The sequence below is a fragment of the Paenibacillus piscarius genome, assembly GCF_022234545.1.
Classification (GTDB): Bacteria; Bacillota; Bacilli; order Paenibacillales; family Paenibacillaceae; genus Paenibacillus_AQ; species Paenibacillus_AQ piscarius.
On record NZ_JAIEUI010000016.1, the window covers coordinates 1 to 14,792 of the forward strand.

At 54.8% G+C, this 14,792-nt stretch carries 14 protein-coding genes and 1 riboswitch; of the genes, 12 read left to right on the forward strand and 2 right to left on the reverse strand.

Annotation, left to right across the window (positions count from 1 at the left end; genetic code table 11):
• The first annotated feature begins 648 nt into the window (after positions 1-648).
• The 3 genes from K1558_RS22250 to K1558_RS22260 all read left to right on the forward strand — a co-directional run bounded on the left by K1558_RS22250 (position 649) and on the right by K1558_RS22260 (position 3,331).
• The gene (locus K1558_RS22250) at positions 649-1,410 is read left to right on the forward strand and encodes an acyl-[acyl-carrier-protein] thioesterase (protein ID WP_238653871.1); all 762 of its coding nucleotides are present in this window, start codon (positions 649-651) and stop codon (positions 1,408-1,410) included.
• 216 nt (positions 1,411-1,626) lie between these two features.
• Positions 1,627-2,223 (forward strand): RNA polymerase sigma factor, encoded by a 597-nt coding sequence (locus K1558_RS22255; RefSeq protein ID WP_238654087.1) that lies wholly within the window; start codon positions 1,627-1,629, stop codon positions 2,221-2,223.
• Positions 2,198-3,331 carry a DUF4179 domain-containing protein gene (locus K1558_RS22260; RefSeq protein WP_238653872.1) on the forward strand — a complete coding sequence of 378 codons (1,134 nt, stop codon included), beginning with the start codon at positions 2,198-2,200 and terminating at the stop codon, positions 3,329-3,331. The genes K1558_RS22255 and K1558_RS22260 overlap by 26 nt, the downstream gene beginning before the upstream one ends.
• Positions 3,332-3,413: 82 nt before the next feature.
• Here the strand turns inward: K1558_RS22260 and K1558_RS22265 are convergent, their stop codons facing one another.
• Complete coding sequence (locus K1558_RS22265; RefSeq protein WP_238653873.1) at positions 3,414-4,319, reverse strand: helix-turn-helix domain-containing protein; 906 nt, start codon at positions 4,317-4,319, stop codon at positions 3,414-3,416.
• Between the two features lie 20 nt (positions 4,320-4,339).
• Complete coding sequence (gene tsaA, locus K1558_RS22270) at positions 4,340-4,783, reverse strand: tRNA (N6-threonylcarbamoyladenosine(37)-N6)-methyltransferase TrmO (protein WP_238653874.1); 444 nt, start codon at positions 4,781-4,783, stop codon at positions 4,340-4,342.
• A gap of 128 nt (positions 4,784-4,911) precedes the next feature.
• Here tsaA and K1558_RS22275 point away from each other — a divergent pair, with 128 nt between their 5' ends.
• The 9 genes from K1558_RS22275 (at position 4,912) to purS (ending at position 14,791) form a co-directional block, all read left to right on the forward strand.
• Positions 4,912-7,050, forward strand: coding sequence for a DNA topoisomerase III (locus K1558_RS22275; protein ID WP_238653875.1), 2,139 nt, complete (start codon positions 4,912-4,914; stop codon positions 7,048-7,050).
• Between the two features lie 165 nt (positions 7,051-7,215).
• A complete protein-coding gene (locus K1558_RS22280; RefSeq protein ID WP_238653876.1) occupies positions 7,216-8,460 on the forward strand; it encodes an MFS transporter in 1,245 nt (414 codons plus the stop codon).
• Positions 8,461-8,539: 79 nt separating this feature from the next.
• A complete protein-coding gene (locus K1558_RS22285; RefSeq protein ID WP_238653877.1) occupies positions 8,540-8,803 on the forward strand; it encodes a DUF1294 domain-containing protein in 264 nt (87 codons plus the stop codon).
• A 45-nt stretch (positions 8,804-8,848) separates the two neighbouring features.
• A complete protein-coding gene (locus K1558_RS22290; RefSeq protein WP_238653878.1) occupies positions 8,849-9,283 on the forward strand; it encodes a universal stress protein in 435 nt (144 codons plus the stop codon).
• Positions 9,284-9,623: 340 nt separating this feature from the next.
• Positions 9,624-9,725: riboswitch (purine riboswitch) on the forward strand.
• Positions 9,726-9,957: 232 nt separating this feature from the next.
• Positions 9,958-10,443, forward strand: a complete 486-nt coding sequence (purE, locus tag K1558_RS22295; RefSeq protein ID WP_238653879.1) for a 5-(carboxyamino)imidazole ribonucleotide mutase — start codon at positions 9,958-9,960, stop codon at positions 10,441-10,443.
• A complete protein-coding gene (gene purK / locus K1558_RS22300; protein WP_238653880.1) occupies positions 10,440-11,726 on the forward strand; it encodes a 5-(carboxyamino)imidazole ribonucleotide synthase in 1,287 nt (428 codons plus the stop codon). The genes purE and purK overlap by 4 nt, the downstream gene beginning before the upstream one ends.
• Before the next feature lie 6 nt (positions 11,727-11,732).
• Positions 11,733-13,028 carry an adenylosuccinate lyase gene (purB, locus tag K1558_RS22305; protein WP_238653881.1) on the forward strand — a complete coding sequence of 432 codons (1,296 nt, stop codon included), beginning with the start codon at positions 11,733-11,735 and terminating at the stop codon, positions 13,026-13,028.
• A 375-nt stretch (positions 13,029-13,403) separates the two neighbouring features.
• Complete coding sequence (locus K1558_RS22310) at positions 13,404-14,294, forward strand: phosphoribosylaminoimidazolesuccinocarboxamide synthase (RefSeq protein ID WP_238653882.1); 891 nt, start codon at positions 13,404-13,406, stop codon at positions 14,292-14,294.
• Positions 14,295-14,545: 251 nt separating this feature from the next.
• Positions 14,546-14,791, forward strand: coding sequence for a phosphoribosylformylglycinamidine synthase subunit PurS (purS, locus tag K1558_RS22315; RefSeq protein WP_039298247.1), 246 nt, complete (start codon positions 14,546-14,548; stop codon positions 14,789-14,791).
• Position 14,792: the final 1 nt, after the last annotated feature.

The window sequence follows — 14,792 nt, forward strand, 5'->3', positions numbered from 1 at the left end:
GCCCTCCAGCGCCGATGGTACTTGGACCGAAGGGTCCTGGGAGAGTAGGACGCCGCCAAGCACACAAAAAAGACCACTGTTGATCACTCAGCAGTGGTCTTTTTTGTGTGTATGGGGCGGATGAAGGATACAGAGGGAGAGGCTTACGAAGGAAGTCGGAGAAGAAGTAGGAAGTAGGAGAAGGATCAGAAAGTAGTTGGATTTTCGACACTTGTTGAGGAAGAAAAGGGTGATCTTCGGACAGCAGTTGGATAAACCACACTTACTGAATACAAATTTGGCCAAAGCCGCCGTAACGCTCCTAACAGATGCTGTTTATCCAACTGTTTCGGCCGAACGTGCCGAAACCGGCGAAATAAGATACGTTTATCCAACTGCATCAGGCGAACCGATCGGAACTAATTAGAGCGGCAGGTTGCCTCTACTGCTACAGCCTTCTGCACTTGGTGCAATGAGGAGGAACAAGTAAGCTCTAGATGTGGACAGCTTGTGAGCAGATCAAAGAAAAATTCAAACGGAAGAATACTTATGCACATGTGGATAGATTTTGTTTTTTTGATACTTCTCCCCAATTCATGTGGATATCCGGTACAATAATGTGGATAGCTCCCGATAATTGGGGATAGATATACAAAGGAGTGTATAGTTATGGACAAGCAGAGCCAGCTTTTGTGGACAGAGGAATTTAGGGTTCATGCCAGTGACACGGATTGTCGCTCGAAGGGCAGATTGTCCTTCCTGCTTGATATTATGCAGCGTGCGGCTGATTCGGCCGTGAGCAGTCTTGGGCTTAGTAATGACGGGATGCTTCAGGCGGGGATGGGCTGGATGGTCATTACCATGGACCTAAACCTTCAGCGGGAGCCCCAGCAGTCGGAGCAGCTTCGAGTACATACCTGGAGTAAAGGCAATAAAGGGGCGCTCTGGCAAAGGGATTACCGGATCTATGACCATCAGTCTGCAGAACTGGCCTCCGCACGTTCGATCTGGGCGCTGGTGGATATTGCGAAGCGGAAGATTCTGCGGCCGTCGGCTCTGCCGATTGCGGTGGAGCCGTATTTGGAGGATTCGGTCGGAGGCCTGCCGGACAAAGTAGTGATTCCGCCGGAGTTTATTTTGCAGGAAGCTTATAGTTATCAGGTCAGATATAGCGGATTGGATAACAACAGGCATCTCAACAATGCGCGGTATGTGGATCTGTGCTGTGATGCGCTGACCTTGGAGGAATGGGAAGCGTTGGAGCTCACCGGCCTGCATATTACGTATGCACAGGAGGCTAAGTATGGCGAGGAAATAACCATTCTGCGTTCTCCGCTAACTGAAGAGGGAATTTACATACAGGGGCAAGGCAGAGGCGGGGTGTATTTTGAAGCTTGTCTGAAGCTTAAGGGATCGGTTACGCTCGGTTAGAGGTACTTAGACAGGATTAATGAAGGCAGTTACCCGTAATTTCAGGGGACTGTCTTTTTTATAGAATTTATATGTTTTGGGGTCCCCGCAAAGTACCTGAGTCAACACCTACGCTAAAGCCCCACTTTGTGGGGTTATTTTGATATTCGGCTATTTCCTGATATGTCACAAATACACAGACGGCATTCGTTATACAGGTGTAAAAGGAAAATGGAGGTGATTCTATTGGAGCTAGGCAATCCCGGGGGCCCATTGAATCCAAACAAGATGGAAGAAGCAATTCAAAAGGTACAAGCAGGTGACAGGCAGGCTTTCACCATTATCATCACTTCGTATGAAAGGCAGATCTATACGTACTGCTACTATCTCCTACGGAGCCGTGAAGAAGCAGAGGATGCTGTGCAGGATATACTCGTTAAGGTCTATCAGCAGCTGAAGCGGTATGAGCAGCGGGTTTCTTTTTCGGCCTGGCTGTATAAGGTGGCTTATCATCATTGCCTGGACCAGCTCCGCAGGCGTAAACTCCGCAGACGGTTACTGTCCCTGTATAAAATGCAGCAGGCATCGACTCATCAAACATTACCGGAGGATTCTCCAGTGGACCGGATGTTCGAAGACCTTAATCCGGAAGAGCGGGGGTTACTGATCCTGCGGGTGGTAGAGCAATACAGCTTCGAGGAAATTGCCATGATTACCGGAAGCAGTTCGGCGGCGCTCCGCAAAAAGTATGAACGGCTCCGTAAAAAACTAATTCAGCAAAAAGCGGATGAAGGGGGAGGATGCGCTCGTGGAGAAGTGGCAGAATCAAACTGAGAAGCAGGTGCTGGAGCATATTCGCAGGAACATTGACAGAGTCCAGCTTCCGGTAGACAGCTATAAGGAGCAGATTATGGACCGTATTGAACTTTTGGAGACTAGAGGAGGTAATAAATTGCTTAAAAAGACGTTAGCAGCCGCAAGCATAGCTGTAGTGATAGGTTTAGGTACGATAACCGCAGGGTTCATCTCCCCCGCTTGGGCCGATACCTTGAGTCAAATTCCTGTCTTCAGCAGTATTTTCAAGCACACGGAGAACCCGGGACTGAAGCTGGCGGCGGAACAGGGCCTGACGACTTCACCCAATATGAGTGTAACCAAAGATGGGGTGACGGTAAGTGTTACGGAGGTATTCTTTGACGGAATCCAATTGGCCATCGGCTTTGAAAGAAAGGGAGTAGCGGATGAGCGGGTCCTGGCGGAGATTACGGATTATAAAACCCGTGAATTCGATCAATCGACCAAAGGGCTGCTGGGAATGCCGGAAGTTACACTGGCCTCCGGGGAGCCTCTGGGTTATGGTTCCTCTATCACAGGTGATGTAAAAGGACAACCGGACACCCTCTTATTGGAGCTTAGAGAACTGCATAATGCTTCGGCTCTCGGAGAGGAATTCAAGGTGAATATCCGCGTACCGGTTGCCCAGATCGCCGAGCCGTTTGAGTTCGAGGTAACGGCGAGGAAGCCTGCGGAGGGAATCATCAGCCTTACCCCGGGCCAGGGAGCGGGCAAGGACTCCTTCCAATACAAAGTGAAGAGTCTGGACCTCACGCCTGCTGCCATGAGGATGATCATCACCAGTGAAGGGGAAGTGCCTGCATCACCGGAGCAGACAGATGAATATGGTCCCACTGCGGTATTCTATGAGCTTGTGGATGATGCTGGCAATGTTGCTGCTTCCAAGCAAGGCTATGCCTTGATGAAGGCCGTTCCGCATCCTATTGTGGATAGCCTGTACAATACCTTCCCGCAAGTTCCTAAGACGATTACGGTCAGACCGTATACCATGACTTTGGATGATGATCTGAAGCTCCTGTTGGATGACAACGGGAAACCGGTGAAGACTTATTACAAGGAACTTGAAACGACTATAGTCATTCCGTAAACCTGGGAATGCTGGAATGGGACGGGTAAAATAGGTTGAGTCTGGCCCGCGTCTGCTGTGCAGATGCGGGTTATTTTGCTGATTAGAGCAGCGTTAGCGGTATGTAGATTTCACTTATGGAGTCCGGATGATGGGGTCCCAGGTAGTCTTGGCCGTAGTATTCGAATTCATAAGATAGATTCAGGCGGTACTCGGTTCGGGGCAGAAAAGCGCCGTAGATATATTTATAGGTAGAGGAAACCTCCGCAGAGGGTCCCTGATGCTTGAATCTGAGATAACGTGCTGGCGGCAGAATGCGGATAGGCAGAGCGTCATTTGTTTGTTCAAAGCTGTCCTGAAGGGTACTCCCGGCAATTACAGGTCTTGTGCTGTTCAGCTCGCAGGCAATGTGAAAGGAGATTCCGTCATCTTCATAGTTATCCGGCCAATAGCCCAACTGGTAATACTGTTCTGGGAGCTTACGGTCCGGGATGCCGGAAAGATTGCTGAATAGTTGTTCCCATGCCCTACCGATGACCGATTGATCTTGGGTAACGGTAATGAATGGTCCCTGAAGCCTGATTTCACCAAGTTCAATTAGATCAGGAGTAGCGCTTTTCTGGCTAGACCAGTGCGGCAGATCGGTTTGCTGTATGCGATGGAGGAGCAGGGGGATATCCGGATTAGATTTATGGCGAATATGCGTGGGTGTGGTGTGCAGCAGTCTTTTGAAGGCCCGGGTGAAGGTCTCGTAATCATTGTAAGAATAATCCAGAGAGATGTCATGAAAGGTCCTCTGCGGTCTGCTTAGAATATCCCGCGCTGCCTCAGAAATCCTCCGTCTTGCCATATAATCGCCTGGCGTGAATCCGGTAACTCCCTGAAACAGGCGGATGAAGTGGTACAGGGAATAACCGGCCTCTCTGGAGAGGGCCGGAACAGACAGCGGCTGCTTCAGATTCGATTCAATATAATCAATGGCCTGCAGAATAAGCTGACTGTTCTTCATGACTTCCTCTCCCTTAAGTTCTACTCTGCAGTCCACTCCCCCCATGATGCAGCCCATGCAGGCACACGAACCTGACGAACACGGTCCGTTGAAGGGAAATAAGCCTTGATATCAAGCACGGGCGTTCCGGGATAGGCATCCAGTCCGCTGATTTCAACAATCCCCTGCTCAAGGTCTACAGATATAACATGCGCAACTGTGAGCCCAATCGGGTTAGGACGGACGGGAGAACGGGTCGCAAAGACACCGCTCACCGGGGCATCATAGGGAGGCTCGATCTGTGTAGTCCCCCTGAAGCTATCATCTGCAAATTCATGAATCCACCACAGGATCTGGCAGTGGCTGAACGCATCCAACCCCTTGAGGGCAGGTCTGTATTCGGGCTTAATCTTGAGATGCAGGTTCTGCGGTGTTCCGGTTACTACACCTACTGGTATAATATTATACAATTCTGAAGCGGGCATTGGCTGTGACTCCTTTCGGCTACGGGATGATTATAGTCTATCTGAAGTGAAGGGAATTCAGCCTGATGATAATTGCGGACTTGTATAGCATGGTATAATAGGTTGTTGATTGGAGAAGGAGGAGAAGCATGAAGGTACTGGTACTGGCGGAGAAGCCATCGGTGGCCCGTGAGATTGCACGGGTGCTGGGCTGCGGAAATAAGCAGAAGAGTTATATGGAAGGTCCGAAATATGTGGTGACCTGGGCGCTGGGGCATCTGGTTGGCCTGGCGGAGCCGGAGGACTATAACAATAAATATGCAACGTGGGCGCTGGAGGATCTGCCGATTCTTCCCGAGAAGGCCAAGCTGAAGGTGCTGCGCGAGACCAGCCAGCAATACAAGGCTGTACAGCATCTGATGAAGCGGCAGGATATCGAAGAGCTGGTGGTAGCCACAGACGCCGCCCGTGAGGGTGAGCTGTTGGCCCGCTGGATTATGAATATGGCCGGATGGAAAAAGCCGTTCCGGCGGCTGTGGATCTCCTCGCAGACGGATAAGGCGATTAAGGAGGGCTTCGCCTCCCTGCGGCCGGGGCGTGACTTCGACCGGCTGTACGAATCTGCCCGCTGCCGGGCAGAAGCAGACTGGATGATCGGGCTGAACGTAACGCGGGCCTTAACCTGCAAGTTCGGCGCGCCGCTGTCGGCAGGGCGGGTGCAGACTCCGACGCTCGGGATGATTATGGACCGGGAGAATGAGATTACCGGCTTCCGTTCCCAGGAATACGATCTGCTGACCGCCGATTTCGGGAGCTTCCAGGCGGGCTGGCGGGCGCAGGGCGGGGATGGACGAATTTTTGACAGAGAGAAGACGGGGGTTCTCAAGGATAAGCTTACAGGCCGCAGCGGACGGATTATCAAGGTCCAGAAGAGTGAGAAAAGCGAGCCGCATCCGCTGGCCTATGATCTGACTGAGCTGCAGCGGGATGCCAACCGCAAATTCGGCTTCTCAGCCAAGCAGACCTCAAGTGTGCTCCAGAAGCTGTATGAGCAGCATAAGCTGGTCACTTATCCGCGTACGGACAGCCGCTATCTGACCGCCGATATGACGGGGACGCTGAAAGAACGGCTCGATAGCGTAGCGGTCGGGCCTTACGCGACACTAGCCCGGCCGCTGCTGCGGAAGCCGCTGCCGGTCACGAAGCGGATTGTCGATGACAGCAAGGTCAGCGACCACCACGCGATTATTCCGACAGAGCAGACGGTGCTGCTCAATCAGCTGAGTACAGAGGAACGGAAGCTGTACGATCTGATCGTGCGGCGCTTCATCGCTCTGTTCTATCCCCCAGCCCGTTATGATGCAGTAGCTGTGACTGTGAGCGTGGAGGGAGAAAGCTTCCATGTGAAGGGAACGACTGTCAAGGACGCGGGCTGGCGTGAGGTCTATGGCGGAGATATGAGTTCCGATGAGGACGAGGACGATGCCGGTGACGAGCCGGCGGCAGGCAGTGTGAAGCTGCCGGAGCTGCGGGAAGGCGACAGTGTGAAGGTGGAACGCTGCATCATCAAGCCTGGACGGACGCAGCCGCCGAAGCGTTATAATGAAGCTTCGCTGCTGACGCAGATGGAGAAGCATGGGCTGGGCACACCGGCCACCCGCGCCGATATCATCGAGAAGCTGGTCAGCTCGGATACGATTGAGCGGCAGGGCAATTCTCTGCATCCGACCGGCAAAGGCAAGCAATTAATTGAACTGGTATCCAGCCAGCTGCGCACACCGGAGCTGACGGCGCGCTGGGAAGCGGAGCTGGAGAAGATCGCCCGCGGGCAGGGGCGTCCGGAGCCTTTTCTGCAGGGCATCCGCAGTATGGCCCAGGAGCTGGTGTCCGGGGTAAAGAGCAGCGGAGCGGAATATAAGCCGCATAATGTCTCCAGCAGCCATTGTCCGGATTGCGGGACGAGAATGCTGGAGAAGAAGACCAAGCGCGGCAAGCTGCTGGTCTGCCCGAAGGAGGACTGCGGCTATACCCGTGCGGGCGAGAAGCAGCTGTCGAACCGGCGCTGCCCGCAGTGCCATAAGAAGATGGAGCTGAAGGATGGCAAGGCCGGCAAGTATGTGCAGTGCCTCGGCTGCGGAATTACGGAGACGGTTGATAAGGATCACAAGCATATCAACAAGCGGGAGCAGCAGAAGCTGGTTCAGCAGTACAGCAAGACGGAGAGCGCCGGTAATAACCTTGGCGACTTGCTGAAGGCGGCGATGGAGGCGAAGCAGAAGGGGAAGTAGCAGGGCAGGGCCAAGGAGAAGCAGGACTTGAATATGCCGCAATGAGGACGCTAGAGCCCCATAAAGTAAAATCGGCAGACGGATTAACGTAAACAGTGGAAACGGGACCGGATGGCATAGCGTTCTAGCGCCGGTCCCTCCAACTAGAGTGGAGCAGGTGATGAATTGGCAGCGGTTGAACGGCTAGGGGATGAATTAGCACCGGCGGCTCGGGGCAGAATGGGGAGCGGCCGGTTTTACTTTTTGGGAATTGTCTTTCTGTTCTGGTTCTCGTCTTACATCTATGTTCCGGTATTGTCCCCGTATGTGGAGCACCTGGGGGCTTCATATGTAATGGTAGGTGCGGTGCTGGGGGTCTATGGGCTGATGCAGATTCTATTCCGGCTGCCGATTGGCATCGGCTCGGATCTGATGAACCGGCGGCGGCCGTTTATCTATCTGGGACTGATCGCCAGCGGGGCAAGCTGCCTGCTGTTCCTGGCCGGTGCACACCCAGGATGGGCGCTGGCGGCCCGTGCAGTCTCAGGGATTGCAGCTTCCGCGTGGGTAGTGTACTCGGTGATGTTCGCGGGGTATTTTCCGAAAGAAGAGGCTGGGCGGGCGATGGGAATGCTCCAGTTCACCACGGTGATTGCCCAATTGACGAGCATGATGATCAGCGGGTATATGGTTGAGCATTGGGGCTGGAATACGCCGTTCATCGTTGGGGGAATAGTAGCTGCTGGCGCTCTGCTGCTGGCCTTCCGTCTTCCGGAGCAGCAGCTTGAGAAGCGGAACGCGATTCAGCTTAAAGACCTGGCGGGCGTGGTCAAAGAACCGTTGCTGGTCAGAGTATCGCTGCTGTCGGTACTGGCGCATTGTGTGCTGTTCATCACGATGTTCGGCTACACACCGAACCAGGCGCTGTATATTGGAGCGAGCAAGGAGAGTCTGGGCTGGCTGACGCTGGCCTTCATGCTGCCTCATGCCATTGCAACCCTGTACGGCTCGCGTCTATTCGGCCGATGGCTGGGCGACCGGGGGACGCTGGTGCTGGGTTTTGCCGGAAGTGCGGTGTTCACGCTGCTTATTCCGTCGATGCCTACGCTTGCAGCGCTGTGTGCGACACAGATCGGGAACGGGTTCATGCAGGGACTGATCTTCCCGCTGCTGCTGGGCAAATCTGTCTCAGGGGTAGCACCGTTCAAGCGGGCGACAGCCATGGGCTTCTATCAGGCGGTATATGCAATCGGAATGTCGGGCGGCCCGTTCGTGGCAGGATGGATGAGTGCAGGGTATGGCCTGCGCGGCGGCTTCTGGCTGGGGGCTGTGGCGGCAGGGCTGGCTGCGCTGTTGTCCTGGGTGTGGATCAGAGAGGCCGGAGCTCCGGGGAAACGGAGCAAAAGAGAGCGGCAGGGTGCGGGCCGGTGATGCGGGGTTATTGGTTTTTTGCCGGAATGGGTAATATAATAGAGAGTAGACAGGATGTCAGGAGGAGGGGCCGGGAAGGATGGTCAAGGTGGTTGTGCTGTGGTTCCTGATCATTAATGTGATCGGGTACGTGGTGATGTCGGAGGATAAGGACAGGGCCCGGAAGAGGCGGGACCGTGTGCCGGAGAAGACACTGTTTCTGCTGGCGTTCATGGGCGGGGCACTGGGTGTGCTGATTGCCATGTACCGCAGGCGCCACAAGACCAGGCATACTTCCTTCAGACTCGGAATTCCGCTGCTGCTGCTGCTGAATATGCTGCTGTATGGGTATTTTTTACGGTAAGTCTCTTGTAGGATGGATCGTACTTAATAGAAAGAGGTGGCGTATATGTTATTCTCTAAAATTCTGCTTGCCTATGACGGTTCGAAGGCTTCCAACCAGGCGTTGGAGCGTGCGATTGAGCTGGCTAAGGTAACGCCGGGGTCCTCCCTGTACGTCGTTCATGCTTTTGAATTCCCGCGGTTCTTCATCGGGGAAGCTCTCGCGCCTCTGCCTGCATCTGTGAACAAAGATTACTATGACCTCGCGGTCCAGACTACCGATGAAGTGAAGGGGCGGCTGGAGGCTGAGGGGCTGAACGCTACGGTGGAATTGCTGCAGGGCTCGCCGGCTGAGGTCATTCTGAGCTATGCCAAGGAGCAAGGGGCGGACGTGATCGTGATCGGCAGCCGCGGACTTGGCGGTATCCGGGAGTTCGTGCTGGGCAGCGTCAGCCACAATGTGGTTCAGAGCGCGCGGATTCCGGTGCTGGTCGTAAAATAATAGATTATGTTGGTTCGGGCAGCGGCTCTCTCTTGTGGAGGACCGCTGTTTTTATTGATTAGGTAAGGGCCAATGTAAGGGGAAAACCGACTACATTGGGCTCGGTGGTGGCGCGTGGGTCAAATGTAATCGGAAAACCAATCACATTGGCTGGCAGCTAAGAGCATGAGCCGGATTGTTCAGGAAGAGGCAGCAGCATTACCCCATTAGAGTAATTTTGTTCTGTTTTAACCGATAAAAATTGGAATTAGAGCAAGAGACTCTTCCAAAAAGCGAACGTTAAATCTATTGCATACCTTAATGTTCGTGTTTAAGTTGACATACAGTGTAGGGGGTTGTTAAACTGAAGGCATGAACCGCTCGTATATATCCGGGGATAGGGCCCGGAAGTTTCTACCCGGGAACCGTAAATTTCCGGACTACGGGGACAGGAAAGACAAGAAAGGCGGCATCGCTTGCGGTTGATCCGGAAGAAGGGGTGCTGCTTCGTTTCGTGTCACTTTTTGACGGGTGTGCGAAACATGTCTTTCATCTCCTCCGCAGTCCGAATTTCCCGCAGGTATGCGTTTGGAATTCGGGCTTTTTTGTGCGAATGTTGGAAAACTATAGAGAAATAGCTCAAGATAGAGAATGTAGGGCATCACTATCAATAAGAATGAAGGGCTGGGTGAACGATGTCTGTGCAAGTAGGTGTCATTATGGGCAGCAAGTCGGATTACGAAACGATGGAGCATACGTGTGCGGTGCTGGAGGAGCTGGGCGTATCTTATGAGAAAAAGGTTGTCTCCGCACACCGCACACCGGATCTGATGTTCCGTTACGCCGAGGAAGCAGCGGGACGGGGCCTGCGGGTCATCATTGCCGGAGCGGGCGGCGCGGCGCATCTGCCGGGCATGGTAGCTGCCAAAACCACCCTGCCGGTCATCGGCGTCCCTGTGCAGTCAAAGGCACTGAACGGCATGGACTCGCTGCTGTCGATTGTGCAGATGCCGGCAGGTGTGCCGGTAGCCACCGTAGCGATTGGCCGTGCCGGAGCAGTGAATGCCGGTCTGCTGGCGGCGCAGATTATCGGCGCCTTCGAGCCGGAGGTGGCGAGCAGAGTACAGCAGCGGCGTGAGGCGACTCAGCGCGAGGTGCTGGAAAGCAGCGAGAGCCTATGAGGCCAGAGGAGCTGAAGGCCGGGGGAATGGAGCGCGGTGGAGAAGCGGCTACGGAAAGCGTAGCAATTGCGGCTGAAGCAGGGCGGGTGAGCGCGTCAGCGGAGCGTGCAGAGACAGGCGCAGTGCTGCCGAAGACGCTGCTGCCCGGCGCGACGGTCGGCGTGCTCGGCGGCGGGCAGCTCGGGCGTATGATGGCGCTCGCGGGCAGCGCCATGGGTTACCGCTTCGTGGCGCTGGATCCTGCGCCGGATGCGCCCTGCGGGCAGGTTACGCCGCAGATTACAGCGGCGTACAACGACCGGGACGCCGCGCGCGAGCTGGCGCGGCGCTCCGACGTCATCACGTACGAATTCGAGAACGTGGACGCGGGCGTAGCCGCGCTCCTGGCGGAGGAATCGTACGTGCCCCAGGGCAGCGCGCTGCTGTATACGACGCAGCACCGGCTGCGCGAGAAGGCGGCGATCGAGGCCGCAGGCGTGCCCGTTGCGCCGTACCGCAAGGTCGGCAGCCTGGCCGAGCTGGAAGCCGCGGCTGCCGAATTGGGCCTGCCCTGTGTGCTGAAGACCGCCACAGGGGGGTATGACGGCAAAGGGCAAGCCGTCATCCGCAGGCCGGAGGAGCTGGCGGCGGCGTTCCGGCAGGTTGCGCCGGGCGCGCAAGCGCCGGAGCTGGTGCTGGAGAAATTCATCGCCTTCCAGTGCGAGATTTCGGTCATCGCCGCCCGCAGCGCATCAGGGGAGGTTAAGAGCTTCCCCCCGGCCGAGAACATTCATGTGGACAATATCCTGCATCTCTCCATTGTACCGGCCAGGGTGCCGGAAGAGATTCAGCGGCGGGCCTGCGAGCTGGCCGAGCAGATTGTCTCCGGCATGAATGCGGTCGGACTGCTGGCGGTTGAGATGTTCGTGACGGAGAATGGGGAGCTGTTCGTCAATGAGCTGGCGCCGCGTCCGCATAACTCCGGCCATTACACGATGGACGCCTGCATCACCTCGCAGTTCGAGCAGCATGTGCGGGCTATCTGCAATCTGCCGCTGGGCGATACCTCGCTGCTGACTCCGGTAGTAATGGTGAACGTGCTCGGCCAGCATCTGGAGGGAGCCATTCAGGCAGCCTGCAGCGCAGATGAGGCAGCAAACAAGCTTGGCGTATCTCCCAAGCTTCATATATATGGCAAGACCGAGAGCAAAACCGGCCGCAAAATGGGCCACATCAACCTGCTCTGCAAGGATACCGGCGACGGATTGTCCTGGGTAGAGCAAACTAACCTTTGGAGGAACTGACAAGCTATGATCGAACGTTACAGCAGACCTGAGATGCGGGCCATTTGGACCGAAGAGAATAAATTCAACGCGTGGCTGGAGGTTGAGCTATGTGCCTGTGAGGCGTGGGCCGAGCTGGGAGTCATCCCGCATGAGGATGCCGCGAAGCTGCGCAAGGATGCCAAATTCGACATCGCACGGATTGATGAAATCGAGCTGGAGACCCGCCATGACGTGATCGCTTTCACCCGTGCGGTGTCCGAGAGTCTGGGCGCAGAGCGCAAATGGGTGCATTACGGCCTGACCTCGACCGATGTGGTTGATACGGCGCTGGGTTACCTGCTGCGGCAGGCCAACGAAATTCTGGAGCAGGACATCCTGCGCTTCATTGAGATTCTGAAGGACAAAGCCATCGCCTACAAGGATACCCCGATGATGGGCCGCACCCATGGCGTTCATGCAGAGCCAACAACATTCGGCCTGAAGATGGCGCTATGGTATGAGGAAATGAAGCGTAATCTGGAGCGTTTCCGTCATGCGGCGAACGGCGTGCAATTCGGCAAAATCTCCGGGGCCGTCGGCACCTATGCCAACATCGACCCGTTTGTGGAAGAATTCGTCTGCCGCAAGCTGGGCACCAGCCCTGCTCCGATCTCCACACAGACCCTGCAGCGTGACCGTCACGCAGAGTACATGGCGGCGCTGGCGCTGATTGCCACTTCCCTGGACAAATTCGCTACCGAGATCCGCGCTTTGCAGAAGAGTGAGATCCGCGAGGTCGAGGAGGCTTTTGCCAAGGGTCAAAAGGGTTCGTCCGCCATGCCGCACAAGCGCAACCCGATCGGCTGCGAGAACATCTCCGGCCTGTCGCGCGTGATCCGCGGCCACATGGTGACCGCTTACGAGAACGTGCCGCTGTGGCATGAGCGCGATATCTCGCATTCCTCTGTGGAACGGATCATCCTGCCGGATGCGACCATGCTGCTGAACTATATGCTGAACCGCTTCGGCAACATCGTGAAGAACCTGACCGTGTTCCCTGAGAACATGAAGCGCAACATGGAACGCACCTTCGGTGTTCCGTTCTCCGGCCGCATTCTGACGAAGCTGATCGACAAGGGCTTCAGCCGCGAGCAGGCGTACGATACTGTGCAGCCGCGCGCGATGCAGGCCTGGGAGCAGCAGACCCAGTTCCGTGACATCGTGGAAGCTACACCGGAGATTACCGCCGTGCTTAGCCCGGAAGAGATCGCCGATGCGTTCAATCCTTCTTGGCATCTGAAGCATGTGGACACCATCTTCCGCAAGCTGGAACTGATCTGATTTCTATAAAAATAGTAAGTCAGTGGTGAACTGATGAGCTGGAGATGAGTTGGGCGAAGCGGCGGGGAGTTGTTGTTCTGGAGCATAAGCGACAGGGGACATGATTAGGCATTTAGGGTTAAAGGAGGAACGGAGAGGAATTTTGGAACTGTAGAAGCGTTAGCGTTCGCCTTTATCCTCGGATTTCTACCGCGATGAGCGGTTTAAATCAGGAAATCTGAGGATAACAGCGATCGGAAGTCCAAAATTTCCGCAGTGACCCTATTAACCTAAAGGAGTAATTCAGTCCGTTTAAGCGCAGCGACGGAATCAAAGCGCCCCAGGCGCTTTTAGCCTAAATATACGCAAGATCATTCGTTCAAGGGAGGAAAGGTCATGACATCAACGGCCGTATCCACTGCCGTGGAACTTGTAAATGCGCCGCTGCTCTACAAAGGCAAGGTTCGTGAGCTGTACGATTTGGGAGATGAGGTGCTCATCGTCGTGACGGACCGGATCTCCGCCTTCGATTATGTGCTGGACCCGGCGGTGCCGGACAAGGGCAATGTGCTTAACCGGCTCAGCGCCTTCTGGTTCGGACAAACTAATGATCTGATCGAGAACCATGTCGTTCATATTGATGTGGACAAGCTCGGGGATATCGCGAAGGACCGTGAAGCGCTGAGAAACCGCATTATGGTCGTCCGCAAAGCCCAGCGGATTGATATCGAATGCGTCGTGCGCGGCTGCATTACAGGCGGCGGCTGGCGGCAGTATCAGGAGACCGGCCAGGTCAACGGGATTGAGCTGCCCAAGGGACTGCGGAAGAATGCGGTACTGGCGGAGCCGATTTTCACCCCTGCGGCCAAAAATGATGTCGGTCACGACGAAGACATTCCGTTTGAACGGATGCAGGAGCTGATTGGTGCAGAGCTGGCGCTTGAGCTGAAGGAGAAGAGCCTCGTGCTGTTCGCTTTTGCGAGAGAATATTGTGAAGAACGCGGTATCATCCTCGCCGACTGCAAGTTCGAGTTTGGGCTGCTGGACGGTAAGGTGATTCTGATCGATGAGATTTTTACACCGGATGCTTCCCGCTTCTGGGCTAAGGATAAATACGCACTGGACATCGAGATCGATAGCATGGACAAGGAGCCGGTTCGGGCGTATCTAGCCGCTTCCTCGTGGGACAAGAACAGCAAGCCGGACCCGCTGCCGCAGGAAGTGGTGGAGGAGACTACACGCCGGTATCTGGATATCTATCACCGCCTCACCGGGAAGTCGCTGTAGATTTACTTTAATTGCATTCTCTACACTTATTTTGCCTAAAAAAGATGTCATTTGCTGTTTAAGTGTATCTGGTACAACTAAAAGTTAGCGGGACAGCGTTAAACGCAGATTTTCATAGAAATAGATGTACGAAATGCAGTTATGGTTATCTTCACAGGAGAAATAGCGATTATAGCTGTACATTATACAGTTAAGCAAGCTGCCATTAAGCCTAATTCAGTTCATTAAACTCTAGGAGGAACTACAAGCGTATGTTAAAAGCGACAGTCTACGTCACCATCAAGAAAAGCGTGCTCGACCCCCAGGGAGTTGCCGTGCAGGGTGCCCTGCATTCCGTTGGATTCCAGGAAGTTGAAAGTCTGCGGATCGGCAAGTATATGGAGCTGACGCTCGATACCGATAACCGTGCTGAAGCGGAAGGACGCTTGAAGGACATGTGCGAGAAGCTGCTGGCCAACACGGTGATCGAGGATTACCGTTACGAATTGGAGGACTAAA

Coding starts and splice junctions, on each gene's coding strand:
- tsaA (WP_238653874.1), bottom strand. CDS start 4,783: ATGCCCGCTTCAGAATTGTATAATATTATACCAGTAGGTGTAGTAACC.
- K1558_RS22290 (WP_238653878.1), top strand. CDS start 8,849: ATGTTATTCTCTAAAATTCTGCTTGCCTATGACGGTTCGAAGGCTTCC.
- K1558_RS22265 (WP_238653873.1), bottom strand. CDS start 4,319: ATGAAGAACAGTCAGCTTATTCTGCAGGCCATTGATTATATTGAATCG.
- K1558_RS22310 (WP_238653882.1), top strand. CDS start 13,404: ATGACATCAACGGCCGTATCCACTGCCGTGGAACTTGTAAATGCGCCG.
- purE (WP_238653879.1), top strand. CDS start 9,958: ATGTCTGTGCAAGTAGGTGTCATTATGGGCAGCAAGTCGGATTACGAA.
- purB (WP_238653881.1), top strand. CDS start 11,733: ATGATCGAACGTTACAGCAGACCTGAGATGCGGGCCATTTGGACCGAA.
- purS (WP_039298247.1), top strand. CDS start 14,546: ATGTTAAAAGCGACAGTCTACGTCACCATCAAGAAAAGCGTGCTCGAC.
- K1558_RS22275 (WP_238653875.1), top strand. CDS start 4,912: ATGAAGGTACTGGTACTGGCGGAGAAGCCATCGGTGGCCCGTGAGATT.
- purK (WP_238653880.1), top strand. CDS start 10,440: ATGAGGCCAGAGGAGCTGAAGGCCGGGGGAATGGAGCGCGGTGGAGAA.
- K1558_RS22285 (WP_238653877.1), top strand. CDS start 8,540: ATGGTCAAGGTGGTTGTGCTGTGGTTCCTGATCATTAATGTGATCGGG.
- K1558_RS22250 (WP_238653871.1), top strand. CDS start 649: ATGGACAAGCAGAGCCAGCTTTTGTGGACAGAGGAATTTAGGGTTCAT.